This window comes from Wolbachia endosymbiont (group A) of Pherbina coryleti, assembly GCF_964026875.1.
In the GTDB taxonomy this organism is placed as follows: domain Bacteria; phylum Pseudomonadota; class Alphaproteobacteria; order Rickettsiales; family Anaplasmataceae; genus Wolbachia; species Wolbachia pipientis.
In genome coordinates, this window is the sequence record NZ_OZ034706.1 from 804,804 (window position 1) to 831,216 (window position 26,413).

At 34.6% G+C, this 26,413-nt stretch carries 26 protein-coding genes and 1 pseudogene; 15 read left to right on the forward strand and 12 right to left on the reverse strand.

The window, feature by feature from the left end; all coding sequences use genetic code 11:
- The first annotated feature begins 15 nt into the window (after positions 1-15).
- From pyrF to AAGD87_RS04020, 3 genes are all read left to right on the forward strand, one after another.
- A complete protein-coding gene (pyrF, locus tag AAGD87_RS04010) occupies positions 16-690 on the forward strand; it encodes an orotidine-5'-phosphate decarboxylase (RefSeq protein WP_264339403.1) in 675 nt (224 codons plus the stop codon).
- Between the two features lie 49 nt (positions 691-739).
- Entirely contained in the window at positions 740-1,537 is a 798-nt protein-coding gene (locus AAGD87_RS04015) for a hypothetical protein (protein WP_007548904.1), read from the forward strand.
- An 892-nt stretch (positions 1,538-2,429) separates the two neighbouring features.
- Positions 2,430-3,629 carry a phage major capsid protein gene (locus AAGD87_RS04020; RefSeq protein WP_065094900.1) on the forward strand — a complete coding sequence of 400 codons (1,200 nt, stop codon included), beginning with the start codon at positions 2,430-2,432 and terminating at the stop codon, positions 3,627-3,629.
- Positions 3,630-4,018: 389 nt separating this feature from the next.
- Here AAGD87_RS04020 and AAGD87_RS04025 read toward each other — a convergent pair whose 3' ends face one another.
- The 3 genes from AAGD87_RS04025 to AAGD87_RS04035 are packed head-to-tail and all read right to left on the reverse strand — an operon-like array spanning position 4,019 to position 6,025.
- Positions 4,019-4,660 (reverse strand): amino acid ABC transporter ATP-binding protein, encoded by a 642-nt coding sequence (locus AAGD87_RS04025; protein WP_077188144.1) that lies wholly within the window; start codon positions 4,658-4,660, stop codon positions 4,019-4,021.
- Positions 4,644-5,291, reverse strand: a complete 648-nt coding sequence (locus tag AAGD87_RS04030) for an amino acid ABC transporter permease (RefSeq protein WP_007548901.1) — start codon at positions 5,289-5,291, stop codon at positions 4,644-4,646. Before AAGD87_RS04030 ends, AAGD87_RS04025 begins: the two co-directional genes overlap by 17 nt.
- Entirely contained in the window at positions 5,291-6,025 is a 735-nt protein-coding gene (locus AAGD87_RS04035; protein ID WP_341817402.1) for an ABC transporter substrate-binding protein, read from the reverse strand. The genes AAGD87_RS04030 and AAGD87_RS04035 overlap by 1 nt, the downstream gene beginning before the upstream one ends.
- Positions 6,026-6,150: 125 nt before the next feature.
- Here AAGD87_RS04035 and AAGD87_RS04040 point away from each other — a divergent pair, with 125 nt between their 5' ends.
- Positions 6,151-6,606, forward strand: a complete 456-nt coding sequence (locus AAGD87_RS04040; RefSeq protein WP_341817403.1) for an ArgR family transcriptional regulator — start codon at positions 6,151-6,153, stop codon at positions 6,604-6,606.
- Positions 6,607-6,659: 53 nt separating this feature from the next.
- On the opposite strand, the gene tatC is transcribed toward AAGD87_RS04040, so the two are convergent.
- The 6 genes from tatC to AAGD87_RS04075 form a co-directional block, all read right to left on the reverse strand.
- Positions 6,660-7,421, reverse strand: a complete 762-nt coding sequence (gene tatC / locus AAGD87_RS04045; protein ID WP_010962605.1) for a twin-arginine translocase subunit TatC — start codon at positions 7,419-7,421, stop codon at positions 6,660-6,662.
- A complete protein-coding gene (locus tag AAGD87_RS04050) occupies positions 7,418-8,515 on the reverse strand; it encodes a type I glyceraldehyde-3-phosphate dehydrogenase (RefSeq protein ID WP_341817798.1) in 1,098 nt (365 codons plus the stop codon). Before AAGD87_RS04050 ends, tatC begins: the two co-directional genes overlap by 4 nt.
- Before the next feature lie 367 nt (positions 8,516-8,882).
- Positions 8,883-9,059 carry a hypothetical protein gene (locus AAGD87_RS04055; protein WP_264339401.1) on the reverse strand — a complete coding sequence of 59 codons (177 nt, stop codon included), beginning with the start codon at positions 9,057-9,059 and terminating at the stop codon, positions 8,883-8,885.
- Positions 9,060-9,254: 195 nt separating this feature from the next.
- The gene (locus AAGD87_RS04065) at positions 9,255-9,647 is read right to left on the reverse strand and encodes a transposase (protein ID WP_338481864.1); all 393 of its coding nucleotides are present in this window, start codon (positions 9,645-9,647) and stop codon (positions 9,255-9,257) included.
- A gap of 19 nt (positions 9,648-9,666) precedes the next feature.
- Positions 9,667-9,867, reverse strand: coding sequence for a hypothetical protein (locus tag AAGD87_RS04070; RefSeq protein WP_010082383.1), 201 nt, complete (start codon positions 9,865-9,867; stop codon positions 9,667-9,669).
- On the reverse strand, positions 9,851-10,180 hold the full coding sequence (locus AAGD87_RS04075) for a transposase (RefSeq protein ID WP_007548762.1): 330 nt from the start codon (positions 10,178-10,180) through the stop codon (positions 9,851-9,853). Before AAGD87_RS04075 ends, AAGD87_RS04070 begins: the two co-directional genes overlap by 17 nt.
- A 329-nt stretch (positions 10,181-10,509) precedes the next feature.
- On the opposite strand from AAGD87_RS04075, the gene AAGD87_RS04080 reads away from it, so the two are divergent.
- From AAGD87_RS04080 to AAGD87_RS04100, 5 genes and pseudogenes are all read left to right on the forward strand, one after another.
- Positions 10,510-11,043 (forward strand): HK97 family phage prohead protease, encoded by a 534-nt coding sequence (locus AAGD87_RS04080; RefSeq protein ID WP_006280514.1) that lies wholly within the window; start codon positions 10,510-10,512, stop codon positions 11,041-11,043.
- 135 nt (positions 11,044-11,178) lie between these two features.
- Positions 11,179-11,514, forward strand: a complete 336-nt coding sequence (locus tag AAGD87_RS04085) for a hypothetical protein (protein ID WP_264339396.1) — start codon at positions 11,179-11,181, stop codon at positions 11,512-11,514.
- 65 nt (positions 11,515-11,579) lie between these two features.
- Positions 11,580-12,889 (forward strand): annotated as a pseudogene (locus AAGD87_RS04090) (IS4 family transposase).
- Between the two features lie 10 nt (positions 12,890-12,899).
- A complete protein-coding gene (locus AAGD87_RS04095; protein ID WP_341817404.1) occupies positions 12,900-13,307 on the forward strand; it encodes a hypothetical protein in 408 nt (135 codons plus the stop codon).
- Between the two features lie 26 nt (positions 13,308-13,333).
- Positions 13,334-14,383 carry a hypothetical protein gene (locus tag AAGD87_RS04100; protein WP_265017712.1) on the forward strand — a complete coding sequence of 350 codons (1,050 nt, stop codon included), beginning with the start codon at positions 13,334-13,336 and terminating at the stop codon, positions 14,381-14,383.
- Here the strand turns inward: AAGD87_RS04100 and AAGD87_RS04105 are convergent.
- Both AAGD87_RS04105 and AAGD87_RS04110 read right to left on the reverse strand, forming a co-directional pair.
- Positions 14,367-15,542, reverse strand: a complete 1,176-nt coding sequence (locus AAGD87_RS04105; protein ID WP_341817405.1) for a CCA tRNA nucleotidyltransferase — start codon at positions 15,540-15,542, stop codon at positions 14,367-14,369. The genes AAGD87_RS04100 and AAGD87_RS04105 overlap by 17 nt on opposite strands.
- 75 nt (positions 15,543-15,617) lie before the next feature.
- A complete protein-coding gene (locus tag AAGD87_RS04110; protein ID WP_341817406.1) occupies positions 15,618-16,550 on the reverse strand; it encodes a hypothetical protein in 933 nt (310 codons plus the stop codon).
- Positions 16,551-16,667: 117 nt separating this feature from the next.
- Here AAGD87_RS04110 and ychF point away from each other — a divergent pair, with 117 nt between their 5' ends.
- From ychF to AAGD87_RS04140, 6 genes are all read left to right on the forward strand, one after another.
- Positions 16,668-17,762 carry a redox-regulated ATPase YchF gene (ychF, locus tag AAGD87_RS04115; RefSeq protein WP_264339392.1) on the forward strand — a complete coding sequence of 365 codons (1,095 nt, stop codon included), beginning with the start codon at positions 16,668-16,670 and terminating at the stop codon, positions 17,760-17,762.
- A 267-nt stretch (positions 17,763-18,029) separates the two neighbouring features.
- Complete coding sequence (locus tag AAGD87_RS04120) at positions 18,030-19,223, forward strand: ankyrin repeat domain-containing protein (protein WP_341817407.1); 1,194 nt, start codon at positions 18,030-18,032, stop codon at positions 19,221-19,223.
- On the forward strand, positions 19,216-21,021 hold the full coding sequence (locus AAGD87_RS04125; protein ID WP_338482110.1) for a pentapeptide repeat-containing protein: 1,806 nt from the start codon (positions 19,216-19,218) through the stop codon (positions 21,019-21,021). Before AAGD87_RS04120 ends, AAGD87_RS04125 begins: the two co-directional genes overlap by 8 nt.
- Positions 21,005-21,610 carry a guanylate kinase gene (gmk, locus tag AAGD87_RS04130; protein WP_264339592.1) on the forward strand — a complete coding sequence of 202 codons (606 nt, stop codon included), beginning with the start codon at positions 21,005-21,007 and terminating at the stop codon, positions 21,608-21,610. The genes AAGD87_RS04125 and gmk overlap by 17 nt, the downstream gene beginning before the upstream one ends.
- Positions 21,611-21,677: 67 nt before the next feature.
- Positions 21,678-21,809, forward strand: coding sequence for a hypothetical protein (locus AAGD87_RS04135; RefSeq protein ID WP_341817408.1), 132 nt, complete (start codon positions 21,678-21,680; stop codon positions 21,807-21,809).
- A 190-nt stretch (positions 21,810-21,999) separates the two neighbouring features.
- Positions 22,000-24,537 carry an ankyrin repeat domain-containing protein gene (locus AAGD87_RS04140; protein ID WP_341817409.1) on the forward strand — a complete coding sequence of 846 codons (2,538 nt, stop codon included), beginning with the start codon at positions 22,000-22,002 and terminating at the stop codon, positions 24,535-24,537.
- Here the strand turns inward: AAGD87_RS04140 and sdhA are convergent.
- Positions 24,509-26,314, reverse strand: a complete 1,806-nt coding sequence (sdhA, locus tag AAGD87_RS04145; protein ID WP_213862922.1) for a succinate dehydrogenase flavoprotein subunit — start codon at positions 26,312-26,314, stop codon at positions 24,509-24,511. The genes AAGD87_RS04140 and sdhA overlap by 29 nt on opposite strands.
- Positions 26,315-26,413 lie beyond the last annotated feature (99 nt).

The following is a 26,413-nucleotide window of genomic DNA, read 5'->3' on the forward strand; positions in this document are numbered from 1 at the left end:
AAATCATGCAAGATAATGAACCCAATAATATGCGCACTGGATACACAAGACTTAAATAAGGCTATTTCTCTAGCTAATGCTCTGCGTGGTAAAGTTGGCATGGTAAAGCTGGGATTAGAATTTTTTGCTGCTCAAGGTCTTTCTGGAGTGCAAGAAGTTGCAAAATGCAATGTACCAATTTTTTTAGATCTGAAATTGCATGACATTCCAAACACTGTAGCTAAAACAGTTGAAGTAATAAAAGTTCTGAACGTTGAAATGTTAACTCTGCACATCAGCGGTGGAACAAAAATGCTTGAAGAAGCGCTAAGTGTAGTGCAAGGCACAAAAATAAAGCTGATTGGAGTGACAGTGCTAACTAGTATGAGCAATGAGGATTTAAACGAGCTTGGAGTAGCAAGAGAGGCAAAATCACAGGTAATTTTGCTTGCAAAGCTTGCAAAAAAGATTGGACTCCATGGAGTAGTCTGTTCTGCACTAGAAGCTCAAGAAGTGCGCCGAGAGTGCGGTGAAGACTTTAAAATTATTACTCCAGGAATTCGTATAGATCCAGGTCATGACGACCAAAAAAGAACAGCAACACCAAAAGAAGCAATAAATTCAGGAGCTGATTATATCGTCATTGGCAGACCCATTACAAAAACTACAAGTAGTGCGGAGCTAATATTGAAATCCATGAAAGAATTTTAATATAATAACTTAATTTATAAAAATACTAACATATTAATTAGGAATAAGCATGAGTAATATCAATAGAATAATACGCGAAGTAATCAAGGAATTCCGCTCAAAATTACCAGATAAGGAAATAGAGGAATATTCTGGCAAATTGAATAAGCTACATATCTACCAGTGCAATAAGCATATAATAGAAAATAAGAAGCTATATCATTATACAATAAATGGGAAAACCCATGCTATGGGTCAGCATGGGCATAATTTTGTCAAGAGTTTAGAAGTTATCTTGAGGAATAAGCCACAAATTTCCTTAGAAGAGGTAATTGATTTTATGGAAAAAATAATTAATTTTGGTATTGATAGTTGTTATGGAGCATTTGAGATGATATTTGAATCTCGCTCTGGTGTTACAATAGATGATGCAGTTAATTTTGTAAAAGATAGCTTATCTAGTAAATTTTATGGATTCCATGGCAGTGGGATTTTCAAAGTAATATTAGAACTTAATCCAGAGAGCTCTCTTGAAGAGATAGAGAAACAATTTAGCAAAGTAGTAGATCCTTACTTTCTTAATGCTTGGAGTCGAGAAAGTGAAAGGGCTTTTGCTAAGATATGTAGGTTATGTAGAGAAGGACATGTGGAGAATATGCAGAAATTTGATTTTAGCAATTTTAATTTAGATCAAGATAGTGCTGGAGCATTAAGAGCACTGTTACAGTATTGTGTTGACGTTTCTAATCAAAAAGCTTTAGGTGATTCACATGAATTGCATAGAGAAGAGATGGAGGGGATATATAAATTTGATGATAATTACGATTTAAATTTAGATAGTGATCATAATGATAGTATCTGGCATTGAAATTATACTACAATAATAAAATAACTGGATAAAAATTATCACCAAAAAAATTCAAAAAAGTGCTTGACATAAAAGAACGAACATTATATAGTGTCATTATCTTTTATTTTACCTCGCTTAATTTAATTACTGGATTAAGCTTACAGTACTAAGCGTGGCACAAAGTGCCACGCTATTTTTCGGTTTACATTTTCAACAGATAAAAAATGATGCCATTTCAGTGCCAAGCACATAACTGTACGAACATTCATTTTTAAAGGTAAATTGCACAACAGATGATGTCATTCCAGTGCTTGAAACTGGAATCCAGAAATTTTGCTTATAACTGAGCTGATGAGCTAAAGGTAGTTGTCTTACGCTAAAACAAACGTTTTTAATTAAGTTGCATAGAAGCTGGATCCCAGTGGGCTTTGTTGCATCGCTACTTATGAAAGGCTAACTATAGTTAGGATTATAAGCAACCTATTGAAAATCTTGTTTTTTTGCAATCAATCTGATCAAATTTAAGAATAGTAATTTGTTATTTATATTAATAAATTTAATTCTATTGAAAATAGCTAAAGCATTGAAATTCTTGAATTTTAGCCGGATTGGTAAATGGTAGTGAAATTTCTTTTACTCAAATTTAGGTATTCATTGACCGTTCTTGTTATAAATACCAGAATAATAAGCTACTGATATTCCCTATCTTTTTTATCTTTAATCCATCATAGCTAGCGATGCAACAAAGCCATCCCAGTGTCAAGCACTGGGATGACAAGAAAGGGAGCACTGGAATGACATCGTTTACTATGTACCATATTGCAATATTCGTACAACTGTGGGAAACATCTGTGGATGCCATTCCTATTACCTTATTTCCATTTTTATTTCATTTTCAAAGGAGGCTATTATGTCACTTACCGATATCGCTCACCGTATCAATGAACTCGCTTCATCATGGGAGCAATTTAAATTAATAAATGATCGCAAACTAAAAGAAATTGAAAGCAAAGGGCGTGCTGATTCTGCAACAATTGAGCAGCTATGCAAGGTAAATAATGCCATTGATAGTTGCAAAGAGCGTTTAGACTTGATCGAAACTGCAGCTCAACGCCCAGAAGTAAATACAGATTTTAGCACAAGCGATAAATATTTTTCTGATTATATCCGCAAGGGAATGGAAAGCGGTTTATCACACAAAACCCTCAGTGGAGATGACAGTGATATCGGGGGGTATCTAGTTACTCCGCATATTGTAAAACGCATAAACAAGCGCGTAACTGATTCGTCCCCAATGCGACAAATATGCTCCAGTCAAAGAATCTCTACTGAAACATTGGATTACATTATAGAAGATTTTGACCGCGCCGGTGCAGGTTGGAGCAGTGAAACAGTAGATGATGAGGACGGTGGCAATAAGTCTAAGTATGATTTTGCAAAAGATACGGACACGCCCAAAATCCAAAAGATTTCCGTCACAACTTACGAGTTATATGCTCAACCACAAATATCACAAAAGTTACTCGATGATGCGTTTGTCGATGTTGAGAGTTGGCTGGTGGAAAAGATTGCCGAGACTTTTAGTAAGGAAGAAAGCGAAGCCTTCATTAAGGGTGAGGGCACTTTTCAACCAAAAGGAATTTTAGCTTATGAAAATGGAAACAGTTATAATAAAATAGAGCAAGTTAAAACTGAAAAATTAGATAGTGATTCAATAATGATGTTGTATTACTCTCTGGACGAATATTATTCCAAAAATGCGTCATTTTTGATGAATAGGAGTACGTTGAAGGATATCAGGCTGCTAAAATCTCAAACAGGTCAGTATCTCTGGCAGCCAAGTCTGTCGCTTGAAGCTCCAGATACTTTAATGGGAATACCAGTATATCAATCTGCCGATATGCCACCAGCGCCAAACAATCAGCTACCAGTAATTGCGATGGCAGATTTCAAACAAGCTTATAAGATTGTAGATAACAGAGGAATGAGAATATTAAGAGACCCTTATACGAATAAACCTTATGTGAGGTTTTTTGTCACTAAGCGTGTCGGCGGAGAGGTTGTAAACACCAGTGCTATTAAATTGTTGAAAGTTGCGAGCAAGTACTAAAAACTTCCGCAGCATCATCTTTATAGCTGATCAAAGCAACACGTCATACCGCGATTCATTCCATAACTGTACGAACATTGTGATTTTGGCCCATCAGGAGGGTGTCATCCCAGTGCTTGACACATATAGCTAAACTGACTTAGATTTACCGACAGTTTGAAAAACAAAAATTCGTCATTCCGCTACTTGTTAGCGGAATCTATGCTGAGATATCGCGGCGGTATGACGTAGGAAAACCTTTCTTGGGTTAGCTATAGTTTGCTATATTATGTGATTTTATTTTTAGCGTTGCTTCTTATATTATGTAATTTATTTTCCATAATATACATTATGTAATTTTCGATGCTAAGATCTGTTATAGCTCTCAGTATGATATGAGTGATTCTCTTTTAATAATTATTTTTTAAATAGTTTGTTGGTTCATCAATTTCTTTAGGATTGATATCTACAATTATTTTTCCGTTTTTTAACAGAATAATCCGATCTGATATTTTTGTTAAAAAATCCAAATTGTGAGAAGCGATAATCATAGTAATACCCATATCTCTAACTGATTGTAATAGTTCCACAACGTCGACTATTGTTGCTACATCTAAACCAGACGTTGGCTCATCGCATAATAGAATCCTTGGATTCATCATTAAGCTTCTGGCAAGCGCAACCCGCTGTTTTTGCCCACCGGATAGATTACTAGGGTAATCATTTTTTTTAGAGGCAATACCCAAAGACTCAAGTAGTGAATCACTTTGATCCTGAGTTTTGTTTTTAAGTTTGGGAGCATATGTAAGATTTTCCCAGACAGTCATATGTGGGAAAAGTTGAAAATCCTGAAATACAAAACCAGTACTATCATTGCATTCAATGCTACCAGAATCTAAAACTTCGAGTTTTTGTATACAACGTAACAATGTTGATTTACCACTACCAGAAGGACCAGCAAGACCAACTATAGATTGTTCTATAATCAGGTTAATATTATTAAGTACTGGAATATTATTAAATAATTTACAAACATTATGCATTTTTATCATATATACCTTTCTGTTCAATCTTTTTGCCTATATATTCAATTAGTAATACAAGAGCGTAATAATAAGCCCCAGCAAGACAAAGTGGTATAAAATAAGTAAATTGTTCTGCTGCAAGCATTTGCGCAGAGCGCATAATATCAACACCACCAATAGTAGAGATTAATGCCGTTTCTTTAAGGAGTGCAATGATCTCATTTATCATTGCAGGAAGAATATTTTTAATAACTTGTGGTAATATAATATCTCTCCACATATAGAAACTAGGTATTTGTAAAGTTTTAGCTGCTTCAAACTGGTTTTTTGATATAGTTTCAATACCAGCTCGTAAAATCTCAGCAATATAAGCACAGCTATTTAGACCAAATGCTATAATGCCAGCACTAAATATGTTTAATTTAATTCCTGCAATGGTTGGAGTCATAAAATAAACAACACTTAACTGTAATATAAGGGGGGTGCCACGTATTACAGATATAATTCCATTAATTAATGGAATACAGATCTTATTATATCTGAGTACTGAAAATAACCCTCCTAGACTCATACCTAAAAGCAGTCCTCCAATCAATAATTTTAAAGTAAAGGCAAGGCCTGTTCCAACAAACAAGAAATTAGAAATTAATTCTTGCATCAGTTATCTCCTAGCCATTTTTCTGCTATCTTTTGTATTACACCTTTACTTTCTAAACTTTTTAACGCCTCGTTTATTTTATCCTTTAAATCAGATCCTTTATTCACAGCAATAGAATAACCATTATCTGACTTAGCGATGGCTGACCATGATAGACCAGAATTTTTTTTGCTAAATACTTTACCTTGGAATTCATCAATTAGGACGCTATCAACATGACCAGACTTTAATGTTTCTACAGCTTGATTATTATTGTCTATAGCAATAATTTGAGCTGTTGTAGGAACATGCTCTTTTAGCCAAATTTCCATGACAGTTCCTAGTTGAACGGCTATCTTCTTGTGAGTTAAGTTGTTTATACCGGCTATGGGTTTATTTTTGTGATATAGAATACCAAATTCCCCTGTATAATAACTATTTGAAAAATCAAAATTTTTTTCACGCTCTTCTGTGCTACCAATAGTAGATATAGCAGCATCTACAGAATTACTTTGCAATGCTGCAAATATAGTACTAAACTGCATATCTTTAAATATCGCTTCTTTACCTAACTCTTTTGCTACTAATTGAGCAAGCTCAATGTCAAAGCCAGTAAATTTACCATTTTCATAATATTCAAAAGGTGGATAATCTGCAGAAATTGCAAATCTAATGATATTATCGTGTTTATCTTCCTTGCATCCTGTTAATAGAATACTTATCGCTATAATAGCATTTAAAATGTATTTTTTCATATTACTAATTTATATTCATATTTTATTCATCTTGTGAATATAGACATTAAAAATTGAATAGTCAAGAAATAATGAATATAATTTCAAATATACTTATTACATATTCAATATGAGGAAAATGCATAATGCATGACAACACACTAGGTGAACATATTTTAAATATTATTCAAAATCATGAAATTTTAGAACAGAGCGATTTACAGACCTTACTCAAAAAAAGAGGGTATAACATTTCTCAGGCTACTTTATCAAGAAAATTGAAAGAACTTAAAATTGCCAAAGTTGCTGGTATGTATAAAGTAATTGACATCAACCAATATCGATTACCATTAATACTTAATATGCAAATTTCGGATTTTGGTTTAATAGTACTACACACTCAACCAGGACAAGCTAGCAGCCTAGCTTGCTTTCTAGATCAGAAGTATGTTATTTATTCATTAAATAATAGCAAAAACATAGGAATTATAGGAACTATAGCAGGTGATGATACAGTATTATTGATCATCAAAAGTAAGGCTGAACTTAACAAAGTATTACAATCAATTTATGAAACATTTCCATATTTAAGTCCTGAATAAGAATGTTGTAAGTTAAAAATGTGATATAAAGGAGATGAGAGGGATTCCTTTGTTTAAATCTTTGTCTTCTTTTTTTCAATATACCTACATATCAGAATGGACAATTCATATAGAATCAGCATTGGTATTGCAAGCCCTACTTGGCTTAATACATCAGGTGGAGTTAAGATTGCAGCGATAATAAAAATTACCACTATCGCGATTCTGCGTTTATTTGACAAACTTTGTGTAGTGAGTAACCCTACTCTCACCATTAATGTGAGTATTACTGGAATTTGAAATGCAGTGCCAAAAGCAAACATAAATTGGAGAACGAGGTCTAAATATTCGCTAACTGATGGCATAAACTCTATTGGTATACCGAAAGATTTCCCACTATGTTCAAAAGTGATGAAAAACTTCCAGGCTAAAGGAAATATATAGTAATAGACTACAGTAGCTCCCGTTACAAATAAAACCGGTGTTGCAATCAAGTATGGCAACAACACTGCCCTTTCACTTTTATATAACCCAGGTGCTAAGAACATATAAAATTGCCATGCAAACACAGGAAAAGAAAACAAAAGTGCGCTCATTATTGCAACTTGGAGATACACAAAAAATGCCTCTGTTAAGTCTGTGTAAATTAAAGAAAAACCTTCGCTACCTTTTGTTGCTTCTATTAAAGGTGCGAGTAAAAAACGGTATATATTTTCCTTAAAGTAATAACAAAAACCAAAAGCAACGCAAAAAAATAGAAAGCAAAAGATAACTCTTTTTCTGAGTTCCGCAAAGTGCTCATAAAATGAGGCGTATTTGCTTGAGTTCCAGTTCATACTTTACTATAGCTCAATAATGCTATGTCTAACATTCTCAGCGAAAAAGCCCACTCATTGTCATACCACGCTGCAACCCTGCATATATCACCTGTAACATATGTACCAGTTAAATCCACAATTGCACTATAAGGGTTATGCACAAAATCTATTGAGACTAAAGGTTCCTCGCATATAGAAAGTACATTTGACATTGGATAACCCTCTGTCATCCTAGTACCCTCTGATGTCATCCGAGTAGCTGACACTGGGATCCAGAAATTAGATTCCAGCGTCACGCGCTGGAATGACGTAGAGGAGAGAGCTGCATCCTTAAACATTTCATTGATTTCTTTAACGGTCGCTTTCTTATCAGTCGTAAATGTAAAATCAACCATAGAAACATTGCTAACCGGAACTCTGACGGCAGTGCCATCTAGCTTGCCCTTTAATTCAGGAATTATAGAACCAATTGTTTTTGCTGCCCCGGTTGTAGTTGGCACCATAGATAATCCGCAAGCCCTTGCTCTACGCAAATCTTTATGATTACCATCAAGAACATTTTGATCATTCGTGTAGGCATGTATAGTAGTCATAAAACCGCTTTTTATACCTAAACTGGAGTGTAGGACTTTCACAATCGGAGCAAGGCAATTTGTAGTGCAAGAACCTGCTGATATTACTTTATGCTCTTTTTTGAGCATATCATTATTCACACCATAAACTATAGTTACATCAGCATCCGGAACTGGAGCAGAGACAATTACTTTCTCTGCATTGTGCCTTATTGCTTCTTCACGTTTGTTGAATGCACCAGTACATTCAAGTATTACATCAACATTCCAAGGAATATTTTCAGGGCTCCGTTCTCTATATAAAAAAAACTTTTTGCCATTTATGGATAGCCAATTTTGAGACTCATTAAAGTCAATATCACCACTGAATTTGCCATGAACAGAATCATATTTAATCAAATGTGCATGCTGCTTTGCACTGAGCGATCCATTTACAGCTACAACTTCTATTTGCTCACTATACTTTTCTATTTCATAAATAGCACGCAATACACCTCTGCCTATTCTACCCAGACCATTAATTCCTACGCGAACCGTCATCTCTTCATTCAAAAAATTTAATTATAGAGGATATCACTTGATATTTCATTCTATTCTTTTGCTTTTCTATCGATATGAACATTATAGCAAGGAGACAGGGCTAAAAACTTGCTTGACAAACTCCGCCAGCCCCCTTATCATGAAACTGAAGCTATTGTATTTGCTTTCGCCAATCTGCAGATTAAAAGGTAAGGATTACTTAATGTATCGGCGTCTTATGTTTAATTTTTTGCAGTATATAGATACTGTATGTCTTTACAAAACTTCATCTACATCTAGATTTTTATCTAAATAAGCTGAACGCGCTTATAAAGCGTTACAAGACATCAAAAAATGCCAATACTTGACAGAGATAGTAAAAGACTAGCTAACTCGGGGATTCTTTGTCTTTTTTTCTGCTTGGTAAATTTCTTAAACATTTGCAGCGTAGGTTAGTTGCAATTAAAAGCGGCTGAATCTCGCTTGTCAAGCGTTTAAAACATAAAAAACGCCAATATTTTAAAGCAGATAATAACCCCAGGGCTTCTTTTGCCTTTTTTTTCATTTGGTAAATTTCTTAATGTTTATAGCTAAAAGAGCCCAAGAGAGGTCAATGCCCCTGTGATGTCATTCCAGTGCTTGACACTGGAATCCAGCCTTTATTATGCAGCCACTTGGTTGAAATTAAGTCTTCTGGATCCCAGTGGGCTTTGTTGCATCGCTCTTCGGATAGTAGGTAACGCACAATAAATTTATGAAGCTATCTCAAATTTAGCCATACCAATATCAGTGAACTTATTGAGCAAATAGCATTTAGTTCCTTCTCTCTATTTGTCTCAGATTTATTCCTAAAACTAAACCCGAATGTTTGTTTCAGTCGCGAGAAAAAACTTTCTATATAAGATCTTTTTCCGTAGTTTGTTTGCCTTTTCCACCTCTTCATTCCATCTTCGCTGCATGATTTTATTAGTCTAATTGCAGCATTTCTCTCAGCCATATAGTCTAACTTTGGATGCTCTGCTGCGTTGTTTTTCGGAGGAATTTTCGTTTTTATACCATATTGATTACACAGCTTATAGAGCTTTTCTCTGTCATATGCCCTATCTGCATATAGTACTTTTATGACATACTGAAAATCGACTTCTTTTAGCAAATCACAAGCTCCATAGTGATCAGCCGTTACTGTATTTTACAGCTATGGCTTTTTTGCTGTTTGTATTCAACATTACATGCAATTTTCTTGTCTGTTCATAGCTGCGATACTTTCTATCTTCGCTATTTTCTTTGCTATGACCAGGAGTGTTGTTGTATATACTAATTCCTGTACTGTCTATAGCAATTTCGATATCTTCCATATTATTTTCTGCAATCATTGATCTTAATATTGAGTTTCTTAAACCTTCTTGATGATTGTGAATAGCTGATAACTTGCAAATTTTTCCCAATTTGCTCAAGGTATCCTGCTATAAACCCAACTGTTTGCCTCAGGCCTATTCTAAATAAACAAGTTATTATGTGCACCAAAATTACAACTTTATCGCTATAAATATTGTTGCCACCTGGTATTTTTGGACCATTCTCGTACCACTTTTCTATGGCTTCGTTGATATAATGAAAAATATTTCCTCTTTTTTCTAGAAATTTGTTATATTCGCTATGGTTACTGACCCTCATTTTTTGTGGCATATTTTTTCTTTCAAGGTTAAATGGCTATTTTATAATGAATTTTGTCAGTAGCCACCAGATTTTTTCAGTTGCTATGCAACAAAGCCATCCCAGTGTCAAGCACTGGGATGACAAAAAAAGGAGGCTACTCGGATGACAGGAGAAGGTACTGCCGTCATAAAGGAACCAGTTTCAGCTACTTTCATGACATCGTTGTAACATTGTACCATATTACAATTTAGCGTTTTTAGTAACTAAGAAAAGTGCTTCCCCCTTTTAGAGCACTGCATATAATAGAATTATATCGCAGTGCATTGCGAAACAAAATTCCCAATACTACAGGAGGCTTTATGAATAAGAAATTTCTCTATTCACCATTGTCAATAAAAAGCATAGGAGAAAACGGTGTATTTTCTGGTTATGCTAGCGTTTTTAATATAGTTGATAAACAAAATGATCTGATATTGCCTGGAGCATTTAAGGAAAATTTAAACAGAAATAAAATAAAACTCCTTTGGCAGCATAATCCTGACGAACCTATAGGTAGCATCATAGATATTTATGAAAATGATGTTGGCCTGTATATAACCGCACATTTACTTTTGGGTATTCAGAAAGCAGAAGAAGTGTATTTGATGCTCAAAACTGGGGCAATTAACGGACTTTCCATCGGCTATATACCTATAGAGTATGATGTTGATCATAAAAGTGGAGCTAGAGTGTTAAAACAAGTGGAATTATGGGAAGTCAGTTTGGTCACTTTTCCTGCAAACTTGGCTGCTCAGGTAATCAATGTGAAAAATCAGAACAATGAACAGGAAGTGTTAGCAAGAGCGATAGAAAAAGCAAATGCTGTACTTGCAGACATGTACATTTCTGCTTAAAGTGTATTAGGCGGGCAAAGACTTTACCATAATTTGACACCTGTGTTAGTATTTGTTTAACATTTATACTAATATATATAACTTTATTACTATTAAAATTTTCTGTAAATTAAAGTTAAAAAATAAGGTAATTTTATGCTAAATATTAATAATAAGGTTAATTATGAAATTAATATTAAGCGAAAGGAAAAAAAATACAGCTGGTCTACTGTATTTGCTTGGTTATATCTAAAAACGATTGGACGAATATTGCCCAAGAGATGGAATAGATGGGCAGAAAATATTTTGTACTACGATAAAACTACTGCAAACAATGAAGTTCAAACTGATGCTTTTAAGACAATAGATGGAAGTGTTCAAGTTGACTTAAAACCTGAAGTTGTAGAGAAAGAGAGCCAAAGTGTAGTGATAAACAAAGATGGAGGGGTTCAGACTGATGGAGTAGCCATACGCGTCAAGTTAAGGAAATAAAGGTATGAAAGAGATAGAATAATAAGGTATAAGTTCTCCCAGATATACTTTTAGTGAGAGAACCAATGAATAAAATAACTTGCTTATCAAAAAAGCTCAAAGAATTTTTTAATGAAAAAGCAGAGAAAATCTCAATTACAACAAGGTTTATAAAAAGAAAGAGAAAGCTAAAAGGTTCATCATTCGTAAAAGCCATGGTCTTGGGTAATATAGGAGTTGATAATTGTAGCGTAGAAACAATGTGTCAATTACTAAACGAGGACTCGATAGATATAACAAAACAAGGTTTGGATTTTAGATTTACTGAAGAAGCAGTGGAATTTATGAAAAGGATGTATAATGAATCTGTGATTCTCTTTAAAAATATCTTGCAAGTTGATTGCAAAATCTTACAGCAATTTAATAGTGTTAAATTATTGGACAGTAGCTATATTACTCTACCTAACAGTATGGAAGAGATGTATAAAGGTTATGGTACTAGCTACAGTGGCTATGAAAGCAATACTAAGTCTGGAATAAAGTTACAATTAGTTTTCGACTACATGAATCAGATAATAGACCAACTTAATTTAACGGAGGGGGTAAGATCAGACCAGGGATATAGGAAACATTTAAGTAATATATTAAGCAATGATTTGCTAATATCTGATCTCGGTTATTTTGTGCCAAGTTCTTTTAAACAAATCAATGAAATAGGAGCTTATTTCATAAGTCGTCGATACCAACATATATGATGTAGAAACAAATCAAAAAATGGAGTTATTAGAATGTTGAGAGGATAAGTTATTTTTAGAAAACGAGGTATTGTTAGGAAAAGAAGCAAAAATTAGAGTAAGAATTATATGTCAGAAACTAACTGAAGAACAGTCTATGGGCAGAAGAAGGAAAGCTAATAGATTAGCAAGATCGCAGATCCTCTAAAAGAAATCAAAAATTGTTGAACTGGTCAATATTTATAACTAATGTTCCAGAAAATAAAATTAGTGCTGAGCAAGTATTAACGATTTACAGAGTAAGGTGGCAAATTGAGTTATTATTTAAATTGTATAAAAGCCATATCAGGCTTGATAAGCTAAAAGGAAAGCCATGCAGAGTATTATGTGAACTATATGCTAAATTGTGCGCAATTCTTATATTTCACGGCATAGTTGGTTGCACAGAAGTGAAAAAGAATACAGAACTTAGCTTAACAAAGGCATTTATTGAGCTAAAAAGGCGGGTTAGAGAGTTATTTTTAGTATTAACCAAAATTAATAGTTTAAAAGCATTTCTTAAAAAACTCACTATAACTTGGTCGCGATTTTCATTAAAAGACAAACGTAGAAGGGCTAGAGTATCCACTTTAACCTCTCTAAATTTGCTCACAATCTCTTAACTTGACGCGTATGGTTGGAGTAGCATTGATAACAGAGGAAGATGATGAAGCATTAGAAGAACAGCTGGAGGGCATAAATCAGGAATTAGAACTTGAACGTTTACAAAATGCTTCCTTAAAAGAAGAAAATAGAGAATTACGATCTGCAATTGAAGGACTTGAAAAGAGTTATAAGGGACTTACAGAAGATGCAGGCGAACGAGAAGAGGAACTAACCAAATACAAACAAGATAAAAAAGCAATGCAGGATAAAGTTGATGAACAACAGAAAACTATATTTGATCAATACATGATAATAAGAGAGCAAGGAGAAGAAATTGAAGCTACTAGGAAAGATAATGAAAGTCTGCAAGCACAAATAATAGAACTTAAGAGTAGGTTAAAGGACAAGGAGGATAAATTAATTGAATTGAATTGAATCAACAATGGCAAGCTAGCAAATTAGTGGCTTTACTTAAATCACAGACTGATAAATTGTGTCAGGCTAAAGACAAAAATACTGAATTAGAAAATAAAGTCAGTGACTTAGGTCATGAAAACAAAGCTCTACGATTAAGTGTGAATACATTGACTGCTCAATTGGGTGAAATGGAGAACTTGGGGAAGCAATTACAAAGTGTTCAAGAATCTAAACAACAATTGGAGATTGATTTAGAAGGTCAATTGAAAGCTGACACTAAGAAACTACAGGAAGCAAAAGAAGGTCAATTGGCTAAAAAGGCAGGTGCAGTGAGTACAGTATCTACTGCAAAATCAACTCTTTCAAAATTACGAAACTTGCCCAATAAGCTTTCTAGGGATAAGGGTCTCAATAACTTTTTATCTGGGAAAAACGAGGAGTTAAAAAAAGGTTTTCCTGAATTTAAAGAGAAACACTTTTGCCATAACGTGCTTAATGAAACTATAAAGTCTCTATCAAATCAAGATGATGGCAAATTTGAAAGCAGTAAGCTGCTTGAATTATTAGAAAGTAATTTGAAACAATCCGCAAGGGAGATCATAGAAGCTAAGGTTAAAGAAGTTGTCAACGAACATTGTAACATTGGAAAAAATATGGGTAAAGAACTACGAGATGACACGTTAAAAGCCAAGTTGTCACCTTCTGTTAGAAAATGCGTAAAAAAATTAGAATTTAACAAACAAGAAGGGGTAAATAAGATTGTAGACTCTATCTTGCACAGCTTTAATAGCAAGAATAATAATAATAACGACTCAGGAGAATTGCTTAAAGAAATTGTTACAGGAAAATTAACAGAGGCTAAAATGAAATGTTTTTCAAATAAGATTCAAGAGTTACAACTGGCATTAAGCATAAGAGATAAATTTTTATCTCCAGATCAGGGAATGTGTAATCAAACTCAAGGAGGAGTAAACGAATATCAATTAACAGAAAAAGCTAAAAAAGAACATATACCTAATTCCTCTATGAGTTCCCCTAATATTGCAAGCATACATTCATTGAACAGTCAGAAAGCAGTTAGAATAGGCTCTTAGCATAAAGCACCAGCTCCTCTTTTGTTAAAGTGTAGGAGCTATCTTCCCAATGTTGTTTTAGCAATTCCAAGTTTCTACCTAAACTTTTTCCTGGCTGGTGACCTATACTTATTAAATCATCGCCAGATAAAGGAAATTTTGGAATATTGAATGTGTTAGCAAATGAAATGTATTCATCAACATTTTCTCCAGACTCAACACCACAAATTTTCACTAAATCACAATATAATTCTCTACCAAATAAAGATATGTATTTTTTTTGCTCTTTTTCTGAGAGTTCTGTTTTGATATCGTTGGATAGTAAAAATAGCAGCTTTTTCTTTTGCTTGTTCGAAAGACGTAAAAATTTGCTTACATATTCTCCAAGACTTAGCCTGTCATTTTTTTTAGTAGTCCTAAGGAGTAACGCTAATTTTACTAGTGGATCAGTGCCCAAAAGAAGTGGCGAAGACAGAATTTCGCATTTTACTTCTTTTGGTATAATCTTTTGCAAAACATCAGATTCTTGCATGCTCTTAAGTGTTGGAAAAGGATCATTGCACTCCAGCAATTTAAGTATTTCATCTCTTATTCTCTCTCCAGAGAGGTTTTGAATCATATGCGAATGCTTTTTGCATACGTTTAGTATTTCATCACTCAAATCTCCGACACATATTTTTGCATGAAAACGAAATGCTCTTAAAATACGTAGATAGTCTTCTTTAATTCTATCTTCAGCGTTGCCTATAAAGTTTAACCTTCGCGCTTTTAAGTCCTCTATACCACCAAAGTAGTCATATATATGGCCATGCTTATCTGCATACAGAGCATTAAATGTAAAGTCGCGCCTTGAAGCATCCGCTTGCCAATTATTGGTAAATTCTACTTTTGCATGCCTACCATCACATTTCACATCATGCCTTAGTGTTGTGATCTCAAAAGATCTTTGATTTAGAACCGCAGTGATAGTTCCATGTTTTAAGCCAGTTGGAATAGTTTTTATATTACGGAGTTTTAGCGCTTTAATCGTTTGATTGGGAAGCAAATTAGTAGCTAAATCGATGTCGTGGACATCACGCTGCAAAATTGAGTCTCTCACACACCCGCCGACAAGCCTAGCCTCACCACCAAATTCCTCTATGGCATCAATAATTAAACTAGTCTCATGGTCAACTTGCATTTAGGTTAGTACGTACTGCAAGTTCATATTATATGAAATGCTTGCAAAAGCCCTATATAAAAATATACAGGGCTATTAAGATTTTACAAGTTGTGGTGCTCGTTGTTGATGAAATGGTTCTGCCATCGATTCCGTACCACATCTTAGTAAACTTGAAGGGTTTTGCTGCTCTATGCGCTGCTTTATATCACTAACGCACTGCCCTACAACATCACCAATTTTTCCATCAGCATTTTCTGCCAATAACTTATCAAATCCCTTTTCAACCTCTGCTCTCTCAGAGATATCCTTTGAAAGGTTACAATATTCTAAGATCTCGTCTAGCTGCAGTTTTTTTGCTAATAGGAAATCTTCTTGTTCTTGCTCTTGTTTAAGTTTGGTTTCCTCTTGCAGTTGTTTTGCTAAACTTTTATTTCTATCAAGCAATGGTTCGAAATGCAATCCGCCTTTGTTTATTATATGCACAATACTACTATCATCATAATCAACTTTATTGTATTCACCTGCACTTTTTGAACCTGAATTGTCTATTAATTCATGCAAAGACAGATCTTGGTTATCAACAGTCTGGTTCTCTATAACATGTAGCTTTACCTTATACTTTTCACAAAGTATTCTGCCTTCAACGTCAGGATCACCCCACCTACTGTTACGCATAATGTCTGCTGTATAATCATCTACAGTTTCACTACGGTGCTGGCCATTGTTATCATGACTATTGACAATTGCATTTGTAAACCACTTTGGTGGATTCTTTTGCGCAAATTCCCTACAATCATTTCTTAATTTTTCGGCAGTAACTTGCTCTCCTGTCTGTTGTTCTAGACTTTGCCTGAACGAGTCAAAAAAACAGCTTCCATTACCAATTGCTTGTCCTACATAGAAATTGTCAGGGTAAGGGTTACTATTTAAAAGAGTTATTTCTTGCCCTGAGATCCTGGGCCTTTTTATTCCAACCTCAACATCATGAAAGTCACTTGGTAGTTTCCGTTTCTTAGCTGTAGTCATAGTTTTACCTTAATTTAAGCTATATATTACTATACCAACAAAATTGTCAATAAGCGACTAATTAAGTATAGCAGAAATTTTTAAATTATGCAATAGTTATAATTTTACATAGCAAATATGAGTTTTAACTGCGGTATAGTTGGGTTACCAAACATAGGAAAATCAACCTTATTTAATGCGCTTACAGAGTCAAGTGCAGCCGAAGCTGCAAATTATCCTTTTTGCACAATCGAGCCAAATATAGGCAAGATTTCGATAAAAGATCAACGTTTGAAACAAATCGCAGCAATTGCAGGCTCAGAGAAGGTAATCTACAACCAATTAGAAGTTGTAGATATTGCAGGTCTGGTAAAGGGTGCGAGTAAAGGCGAAGGGCTCGGCAATAAATTTTTAAGCCATATCAGAGAAGTTGATGCCATCGTTCATCTGCTCAGGTGCTTTACGGATGACGATATCAGCCATATACACAGTAAAATAGATCCAATATCAGATGCTGAAGTGGTAGAAATGGAATTAATCCTAGCTGATATTGATAGCATAGAAAAAAGGCTTCCTCAATTGGAAAAGAAAGCAAAGCAAGGTGATAAAGAGCTAAAGAGACAACTTGAATTAATGCAAGAGGTATTAGCTACTTTAAAATTAGGTAAACCTGCAAGAAGTTTGGAGAATATCGATGGAGATGAGATGAAGTTGCTTCAATTGCTGACAACAAAGCCCGTTATGTACGTTTGCAATGTTGAAGATACAAATGTTATAACTGGCAATGAATTATCTAAAAAGGTAGAGAGAATGGCAGAGGAAAATAAAAGCAAATTTTATTGCATTTCAGCAAAACTCGAAGCAGATATTGCAAATCTTGATAGTGAAGAGGAAAAACAGAGTTTTTTATCAGAATTTGGCTTACAAGAATCAGGGCTTGATGGAGTAGCGCGTATTATGTATGAAGTGCTGAGTATGATAACTTTCTTTACTGTAGGGCCAAAAGAAGCACGAGCTTGGCCAGTAAAAATAGGGTCAACAGCCGATAAAGCAGCAGGTGTAATCCACACTGATTTTGAGAAAGGCTTTATAAAAGCAGAAACGATAGGCTTTGCAGACTACATAAAGTATGGAAGTGAACCGGCTTGTAAAGACGCAGGAAAAATTCGCTTTGAAGGCAGAGATTACATCGTGCAAGATGGTGATATAATGCACTTTAGGTTTAATGTGTAGTTTATTATGCAGCCACTTATTTAAAGTTAAGTTTTCTGGATCCCAGTGTCTGGGCACTGGGATGACATCCTCCCTAGCGGAGATTGCTCTCAAATCACAATGTTCGTACAGTAAGCACTGACCACTTTGCTTCAATATTTGCGATGCCCCTGAACAGATACAAAAAATCTATTGTTTTTTTATAAATTAAATCCTAAGGCATTTTTTACTGTAGATTAATCATTTGATTATAGTATCATTTTAATTAAGCTTATGCTTGGGATATTTATGAAGAATATTTTATATTTTATATTATTAGCTGTCGTATTCGGATCACCCATCCTGTTTGCCGTAGAGCAGCTTGAAGAAAAGAAAATTGAATCAGTTCATAAAAACGAAAATGTAGGTGTAAGGAAGCAAGATAGCACAAATCAAAAAGATGAGTTGAAAAGCAACGTCGATGCTAAACAAACACAAGAGGCTGAGAGCAAAAGATTAGACGGCACTACCGATAAAGAGAAACTGCAACACAACGAGAACAAAGCTTTCGTGGTTGAAAAAACTATAAGTGAAGGTGAAAGGATTGATAAAGATTTGCCAAATGACCAGCTAGAAGGAAGCACAGACAAATTTGCTCAAAATTTACCAAATGTGGCCAATAAAGAAGTGAATAAAGATTTGAAACCAGAGCCTTTGCCTTTAAGTGCTGATTTAAATGAGAATACAGCTAACCCGCAAAAAAATCTACAAGCTGATCAGAAGATTGATATAAAAGATAATGAACTTTCAAAAAGTGATGCGAGTCAATTATTAGAGGAAAAAAAAGAAAAAGTAGAGAGTCAGTTTGAAGAAAAAAAAGTGAAAGAAACAAACAGTAATTCCAAGGACCGCAATAGAGTAAAACCTATAACTAAAAAAGATGAAAGTGAAAAGAAAAATTTACAAAAATGGACAAAGCTAAACAGAGAACCAATAAAAGAATGGGGTCATAAAGACATACAAAGCAAGTCAATATATAAACGACAATATGATAGCCTTAATGAGCATCTTCCTACAACTGTGTTTATTGATGATTACAGTAAGCAATTTTTTTACTGCATTAAGAAGAACAACTTAACTTGCTTAAGAGGAGTAATAAGTAAGCTAGAAAAAATTGGATTAACAATTCAAGAGATACTAAGGTTTAGAAATAAATTGGGTGATACTCCTCTCATTTATTCAGTTAAACAAGGTGAGGTAGACATAGTGCGCTTTCTCTTATTACAAGGTGCTGATCTTAGAGTAGTTAACAATAATTTTCAATCCCCAATTGATATAGCAATCGAAAAAAAGCAGATCAATATAATAAATGCGATTGCCGAAATGATGCTACACCTTTTGGAGGATAGAAAAATAGACAATAAAGAAAGCTCAGCAATGTACGATTGGGCTGTGAAAACGAAAGAAAACAATGAGTCGCAGTGTGATAAGCAAGATGATTAGATTTTTGATATTAATTTTAGTTGGTCATTTATGTTATGGAAACGAAACAAATGATGAAAAAAATCAGATTAGTGATTTTTTAAAAGCTCTGCATGATGTAAAATACGTATCTTACAGTAAAAAAGACTTTGCTGAATTTTTGGTGCAGTGCCACAAAGAGGGCGTGCCAGAAGATTTTAAGAAAGGTTTTGGTTCTAACTTAAATGGAGCTAATTTTAACCAACTGTACCTAAGTAAATCTGTTTTTGATGGAGTAAGTCTGATTGGTGCCGATTTTTCTAACACCGATTTATCCGATGTGTCTTTCATTGATGTTGATTTACGTGGTGCTAATTTTTCCAATGCTAATTTACATGGCATTAAAATAAAAGGTACAAATTTGAGTTTTACAAAATTTGTTTCTGCAAACTTAACAGATATCGTATTTGATCAGTCTAATGTTAGTTATGCTGATTTTATCAGTTCCGATCTCAAAAAAGTAAGTATGCACAACGTAATTGGTTTGCATACTAATTTCTCGAATGTGAAAATGAATTTCTCCAACTTATCAAACTCGAATGTTAGCCACGTAAATTTTAGTGATAGTGAAATAAACGATACTGTTATGCAGAAAAACAACCTTGATAATGCAAGTTTCTTTGGAGTGGATGCATATAAATTAAAGATACAATTTTCTTCATTAAAAAATGCTAACATATATGGTGCAGAGTTAAAAGAATCAGACTTTACAGGTAGCAATCTTTCCGATGCCTGCCTTAATTCTTCTATCATAATTAACAGTAACTTCGACGAGGCTAATTTAAGCAACACACAAATTTCCTATGTGAATGACGATAATTCAAGTTTTGTTCAATCTATACTAAATGGTTCCAAGATAAAACATGCATATGTTTCTGAAGCAAATCTTCATGATGCTGATTTATCCAATATTGATTTTAGTTTTAGTGAACTGCATCAAGTTAATGTCTCTAATGCTGACATTCGTCACGGAAAGTTTCATAATACTAAAGTTGCAAATTCTAACATGAATGGCTCATTTTTTGACCATTCACTATTCACCTCTGCGAAGATAGAAGATTCAGACCTTTCTACAACTTCAATGTATAAGATAAAAATCCAAGACTCTCAAGTTTATAACAGTACACTTTCTCGCCATAATATTGATTCCAGTGAAATAGAAAATTCAACATTCTTTAATTTATTAGCTGATAATTCGAGCTGGTCCAATTTAAAAGTAACTAATTCAAATTTTATTGAAAGCGATTTCAGATCTTCTTTGCTTCACGCTAATGCCTTTAGGAAAACTAGCTTTTTTCTTAGCAATTTGAGTAATTCAACAATTAGTGATATGTCTTTTCTCTCTTCAAGCATATATAAAAGTTCAGTTGTTGATGCTCACTTAACAGGTTGCAAATTTGATAATTCAATTTTGATTGACAATAAAGGACAGAAAAAACTTGCAGGTTCAGAAAATGCTATAACTTCGATTAAAGATTTGCAAGAGAAAATATCACAGGGTGAAAAATTTAATGTAAATTATTCTTACTTTGAATTTAAGAATATGAATTTAGAAAATGCCGATTTTTCTAATTCAACATTGAGTAGAGCAAAGTTTGTAAACGTTAATTTGAATAAGGCAAATTTTGAAAAGACCGATTTGCGCTATACTGTCTTTGATAACTCTTCTCTCATTGGCACCAACTTATCAAATTCTAATTTAGAAGGTTCTAGCTTTTTAAACTCTGATCCAAAAAGCACCATGTTAAAAAATGCAAAGAAAAATGACCGTAAAAAGTGAGGGCGTATTATTGGTTCTATCCTCCCCTTCTGGAGCTGGAAAAACTACTATATCAGCAAAATTACTTGAGCAATCAACTAATTTAGTTAGGTCTGTTTCTATGACTACACGCAAGCCTCGCCCCGGCGAAAGAAATGGAAAAGACTATTTTTTCGTTACCGAAGAAAAATTTCACGAGTTATGCAAAGCTGGCCAAATGCTTGAATACGCCAAAGTTTTTGAGAATTTTTATGGTATACCAAGAAACTTTATAGAGCAAAACTTAAGCAATGGAATAAGTGTTTTACTCAGCATAGACTGGCAAGGAGCATTTCACTTATTCAAGCTCATGAGAAAAAAAGTTGTGAGTGTTTTTATACTTCCCCCTTCAATGGAAGAGCTTAGGTTGCGTTTGCAAAAGCGTAATAGTGATGATGCAAGCGAAATAGAGCGCAGATTAGCCGAAGCTCAAAAAGAGATAAGCAAACGTGATAAATATGATTATGTAATAATCAATGATGATATTGATAAAAGTGTAGAAGAGATAAGCTCCATACTAAATAAAGAAAGACTTAAAAAACTAAAAGAAAAACCAAGTCTGGAAGACTGATAAAAACATCAATTTGGATATTTGCAGCTATATAGCTCTTTTTACAATAATCCGAACAGACCGTAATATGCTACTGGCCTGCTATAGCCATAAACACATATCTTATCGCATTCGGACTATTATAAGAAAGGCTATAGTTTCTTATCCTATTTTAGCCAATAGCACATTTCACAGTTTAGCTATATTTATTATTTTTTAAGATTAAATGGTTAAAATAGTAGCAACTGTTCAAGTGAGGTTTAACTATGACGGCAAATTTTCTCACAGAAATTAATTTTCTGCCTTTCCACCTATACATATACAACGTTTAGCTCAATTTAAAAGTCAAACTTCTTGGTTGTTAGTTTAGTGCTGACAACTTAAATAGCTTTTAATATTGAGGTTTTAGTATGGGTATAGATATAACTGCACTAACTACTAATGCAGATAAATTAGGTGAATGCATAGATAAAAATAAAAAGCAAGAGCAGGATAGAAAAGACGAGCAATTGCACTGCACTATAGAGAGAAAGGTAAAAAAAGAAGAACACAAGCGTGAAAAACCAAGAGGTCAAGATGGAACCCTCAAGAAGTGTAAAAGGTTATTTGAAAAAGATGCTAGTCCTGAAGTATTAACTAAATTAGAAGAATCACTTAGAGAACAAGAAAAATATTATAGGTATTATGTCCAATGCTTCCTTCCAGTGCTAGATAAAGCAATAGAACGATCGAAAAAAATATCAAATGAAACAAAAGAGCGAGTAAAGCAAGCAATTTCAGAAATTACTTATAATAGCAAATATTGTAACCAAAATGATCGTAGGGACAGTGGAATTGAAAGTGACTACAGTAGCGATGCTGGTGATGATTATGAGAAACATTCAATCAGTAACCCTAATACAGCAAATGAAGATCAAGAAGTAGAGAAAAGCAACGGAACAACGCATAATAATGTTCAATTACTAAAAGCGATCAAAAATGGAAATAACAGGAAATTTAGAAAATATCTAAAAGATTGTACGGATATTAGCAGCATAAAAGATGAAAAAGGAAATAATATTTTACACCTTATCGTGTCATTGGAAAAGAAACAGAAATGCAAGTTTCTAGGTACCCTAATAAAAACGGTCACCAAGGAAGATCTAGCACAACTCATTAATAGTGAAAATCAGACCCCTTTTCAGGTAGCACTAATTAACAAGGTAACAAAAGAAAAACATGAGTCTAATACAATTCGAAGTAACGATAACACACTTAAGTTTCTTACAAAATTGTTAGAGCATGGAGCCAGCTCTGATAATTTAGAATTATCTACAGAAGAATTACAAAACTTAAAAGAGGAGCAAAAGACATACTATCGTAATTTCTTAGAAAAATTAGCAGAGTCAGTAAAGAAGTCTAAGTTAGACCAAAAGACAGAAAACTCGGTAGTAATTAAAATCGCGAAAATTACCGACGGTGGTTACCCATTACATAAAGCAGTTTCAGATAAAAATATAGATAGATTTAATGATTTGCTACAGAGAGGTGATGATATTACTACTAAAAATGCAGATGGTGATACGGTCTTACACTGTGCTGTGACATTAAAGAAAGAAGCAAAGTGTAACTTTACTCAGCTTATACTAGAAAAAAACAAAGAACTGGTAAATACTCGAAACAAACAGCAAACACCTCTTCACCGATTACTTCAGTATATAAAAAAAAAGAGCGGGAAACAATCATGTACAGGTAAAAATTTTGAAAAAACTAAAAGGTATGAAACCCTAGAACTATTGCTAAAAAATGGTGCAGATATTACTGTGCAAGATAAAGATGAAAAAAATGCTCTGCACTATATTGCTTCATTCAAAGGAGAACAAAAAGTTGCATGTTTGAAGTTGACTTTAGGTAAGGATGAATTTAGTAAGGCTATAAATGCTGTTAACGGGAAAGAGCAAACACCTCTTCATCAGTTGCTTCAGCATATAAAAGAAAAGAATGAGGATCGATCATGTACAGATAGAAAATTTGAAAAAACAAATAGATATAAAGCCTTAGAGTTATTTTTACAAAATGGTGCAGATATTACTGTGCAAGATAAAGATGAAAAAAATGCTCTGCACTATATTGCTTCATTCAAAGGAGAACAAAAAGTTACATGTTTAGAGTTGATTTTAAATTCGGTGGAAAAAGAGAAATTTAGTAAAGCTGCAAACGCCGCTAACGAAAAAGAACGCACACCACTACAAGTAGCGCTAATTACTAAGACGACAAAAGATAAACATAATTTGGTCAATCCTAAGAGCCGTGATAACACGATCAAGTTCTGTGTAAAATTATTGCAAAATGGTGTTGACCCAAAGCAGTTAATACTACCCGAAAGATTATGGAGCAAAGAGTATTATAAAACTATAAAAGGAATAGAGAAATCAATGGGTAGAGCGCTTATTCCAAATGATATGAGAACTGAACTGAAGTGCAACTTTGGCAGGAAGTTAAAAGCACGCGATATTGTGAAGTACATCAATAATGTTGCTTGTAAAGCAGTGACAACGCTTGTATTTGCTGCTTTAGCCTGTGCAGCAATATTCAGTGCTTCTCAAGGAATTATTACAATTGCAACTGCCTCATCTATTATAGCAGTTATTGGAGTTTGTTATCTTATTTACTTGAATTTAGAAAATATTTATGAAGGATTTGGAAAAATTAAAGGAAAGTTTACTGAAGAAAAGCAACTTACACTTCAAGATAACGCACCAAAAAATGATACACAATGCAATAACTCTGTTAAAGATATAGAAAATAAGTCCAACGATTTAGAAGAGCAAGAGGTGCAAAAATCATCAAATCAATCAGAGCATACTGAGAGTCCTCCAGACACTAAAATGAGTGCCATATCAATAAAACTCGTTGAAAAATTGTGTAGGGATAGTGTAACTAGTAAACCCTCTTCTCTGGCGCTATGAAATCAATCTCACCGCTCAGAGTTTTTTCAGCCACTTTTTTATAATCAATTTTTACGTTAATTTGCCCTTTCTTTTCTTCAAGCCACGCTATAGTGTGCTTCATCCAGTTTTTGTCATCACGTTCAGGAAAGTCTTCACGAGCATGGGCACCTCTGCTTTCCTCGCGATTAGCTGCGCATTCCATGGTAATAACCGCTTGTGGGATCATGTTAGCAAGCTCCAGTGCTTCAACTAAATCACTATTCCACATCATACTGCGATCCTCAAGTGAAATATCAGGCATCATTTTTGCTACCTTTTTTATAGCTTTTTTGCCTTCTTCTAAAACTTCAGCAACACGGAACACTGATGCGTACTTTTGCATAGTGTTCTGCATTTCGCTGCGTATTTTTGCTACTTTTAGCCCACCGGAGGCAAATCGCATTTTATTAAATCTATCTACTATCCAGTCTGTGCAGTCTGAATGCAATTTTTTATGTGGTGTACCGGATTTTAGTTTCTCTCTTGCTCTGAGCGCTGCAGCTCTACCAAAAACCACAAGATCAAGAAGCGAGTTAGAACCAAGTCGATTTGCACCGTGCACAGAAACACATGCAGCTTCTCCAATTGCAAATAGTCCATCTACCACTTCTTCCTTACCTTGCTTCAGCGTGATCACTTCTCCATAATAATTGGTTGGAATGCCACCCATGTTATAGTGAACAGTCGGAATGACCGGTATTGGATCTTTAGTGACATCAACTCCAGCAAAAGTTCTTGCGGTTTCGCTGATGCCCGGCAATCTGAGTTTTATTACTTCCGGATCAAGATGCGCTATAGTTAAATACATATGATCTTTTTTTGGTCCAACCCCCCTTCCCTCTCTAATTTCAATTGTTATTGCGCGACTTACCACATCACGGGAAGCTAAATCTCTTGCTTTTGGTGCATAACGTTCCATAAACTTCTCGCCCTGAGAATTAACGAGGTACCCCCCTTCACCACGGCATCCTTCTGTCATCAGGCACCCTGAGCCATATATTCCTGTTGGATGAAATTGTACAAATTCCATATCTTCAAGTGGTAATCCAGCCCTTACTACCATGCCATTACCATCACCTGTGCAGGTATGCGCACTTGTTGCAGAGAAATAAACACGTCCATATCCACCTGTTGCTAACACCACTCTATGCGCACGAAATCTATGTAATGTGCCGTCGCATAGCGACCAAGCAAGAACTCCGCAGCATGCTCCGGTTTCGCTATCCATAATTAAATCAATCACAAAGTATTCAACAAAAAATTCAGCGTTGAATTTCAGACACTGCTGATATAGAGTGTGAAGGATTGCGTGCCCAGTCTTATCTGCTGCCGCACAAGTGCGCTGCGCTGATTTTCCTTTACCAAAGTGAGTTGTCATTCCACCAAAGGAACGCTGGTATATTTTGCCATCTTCTGTACGAGAAAAAGGTACGCCAAAATTTTCAAGTTCAATAACAGCTTTAGCAGCGTTTTTACACATATATTCTATTGCATCTTGATCACCAAGCCAGTCTGAACCTTTTATTGTGTCATATGCATGCCAGCGCCAATCGTCTTCACCGATATTACCTAAAGCTGCACTAATTCCGCCTTGTGCTGCAACTGTATGACTTCGTGTAGGGAAAATTTTGGAAATGCAGGCAACTGAAAAATTAGTTGCAGCCATCCCAAGCGTTGCTCTGAGCCCTGCTCCACCTGCACCTACTACTACCACGTCATACTCATGTTCTATGATCTCATACGCTGACTTATCCATATTTACTTATTTTATCATTACAGGCTTATGATATCACAGAAGTAGAAAAAATCTATACAAGTTTTCTATAGTTAAGACGTCATGCCGCCGCGGCGCTAA

Coding starts and splice junctions, on each gene's coding strand:
- pyrF (WP_264339403.1), top strand. CDS start 16: ATGAACCCAATAATATGCGCACTGGATACACAAGACTTAAATAAGGCT.
- AAGD87_RS04015 (WP_007548904.1), top strand. CDS start 740: ATGAGTAATATCAATAGAATAATACGCGAAGTAATCAAGGAATTCCGC.
- AAGD87_RS04020 (WP_065094900.1), top strand. CDS start 2,430: ATGTCACTTACCGATATCGCTCACCGTATCAATGAACTCGCTTCATCA.
- AAGD87_RS04025 (WP_077188144.1), bottom strand. CDS start 4,660: ATGATAAAAATGCATAATGTTTGTAAATTATTTAATAATATTCCAGTA.
- AAGD87_RS04030 (WP_007548901.1), bottom strand. CDS start 5,291: ATGCAAGAATTAATTTCTAATTTCTTGTTTGTTGGAACAGGCCTTGCC.
- AAGD87_RS04035 (WP_341817402.1), bottom strand. CDS start 6,025: ATGAAAAAATACATTTTAAATGCTATTATAGCGATAAGTATTCTATTA.
- AAGD87_RS04040 (WP_341817403.1), top strand. CDS start 6,151: ATGCATGACAACACACTAGGTGAACATATTTTAAATATTATTCAAAAT.
- tatC (WP_010962605.1), bottom strand. CDS start 7,421: ATGAACTGGAACTCAAGCAAATACGCCTCATTTTATGAGCACTTTGCG.
- AAGD87_RS04050 (WP_341817798.1), bottom strand. CDS start 8,515: ATGACGGTTCGCGTAGGAATTAATGGTCTGGGTAGAATAGGCAGAGGT.
- AAGD87_RS04055 (WP_264339401.1), bottom strand. CDS start 9,059: ATGAAAAAAAAGGCAAAAGAAGCCCTGGGGTTATTATCTGCTTTAAAA.
- AAGD87_RS04070 (WP_010082383.1), bottom strand. CDS start 9,867: ATGATTGCAGAAAATAATATGGAAGATATCGAAATTGCTATAGACAGT.
- AAGD87_RS04075 (WP_007548762.1), bottom strand. CDS start 10,180: ATGCCACAAAAAATGAGGGTCAGTAACCATAGCGAATATAACAAATTT.
- AAGD87_RS04080 (WP_006280514.1), top strand. CDS start 10,510: ATGAATAAGAAATTTCTCTATTCACCATTGTCAATAAAAAGCATAGGA.
- AAGD87_RS04085 (WP_264339396.1), top strand. CDS start 11,179: ATGCTAAATATTAATAATAAGGTTAATTATGAAATTAATATTAAGCGA.
- AAGD87_RS04095 (WP_341817404.1), top strand. CDS start 12,900: ATGGTTGGAGTAGCATTGATAACAGAGGAAGATGATGAAGCATTAGAA.
- AAGD87_RS04105 (WP_341817405.1), bottom strand. CDS start 15,542: ATGCAAGTTGACCATGAGACTAGTTTAATTATTGATGCCATAGAGGAA.
- AAGD87_RS04110 (WP_341817406.1), bottom strand. CDS start 16,550: ATGACTACAGCTAAGAAACGGAAACTACCAAGTGACTTTCATGATGTT.
- ychF (WP_264339392.1), top strand. CDS start 16,668: ATGAGTTTTAACTGCGGTATAGTTGGGTTACCAAACATAGGAAAATCA.
- AAGD87_RS04120 (WP_341817407.1), top strand. CDS start 18,030: ATGAAGAATATTTTATATTTTATATTATTAGCTGTCGTATTCGGATCA.
- AAGD87_RS04125 (WP_338482110.1), top strand. CDS start 19,216: ATGATTAGATTTTTGATATTAATTTTAGTTGGTCATTTATGTTATGGA.
- gmk (WP_264339592.1), top strand. CDS start 21,005: ATGACCGTAAAAAGTGAGGGCGTATTATTGGTTCTATCCTCCCCTTCT.
- AAGD87_RS04135 (WP_341817408.1), top strand. CDS start 21,678: ATGCTACTGGCCTGCTATAGCCATAAACACATATCTTATCGCATTCGG.
- AAGD87_RS04140 (WP_341817409.1), top strand. CDS start 22,000: ATGGGTATAGATATAACTGCACTAACTACTAATGCAGATAAATTAGGT.
- sdhA (WP_213862922.1), bottom strand. CDS start 26,314: ATGGATAAGTCAGCGTATGAGATCATAGAACATGAGTATGACGTGGTA.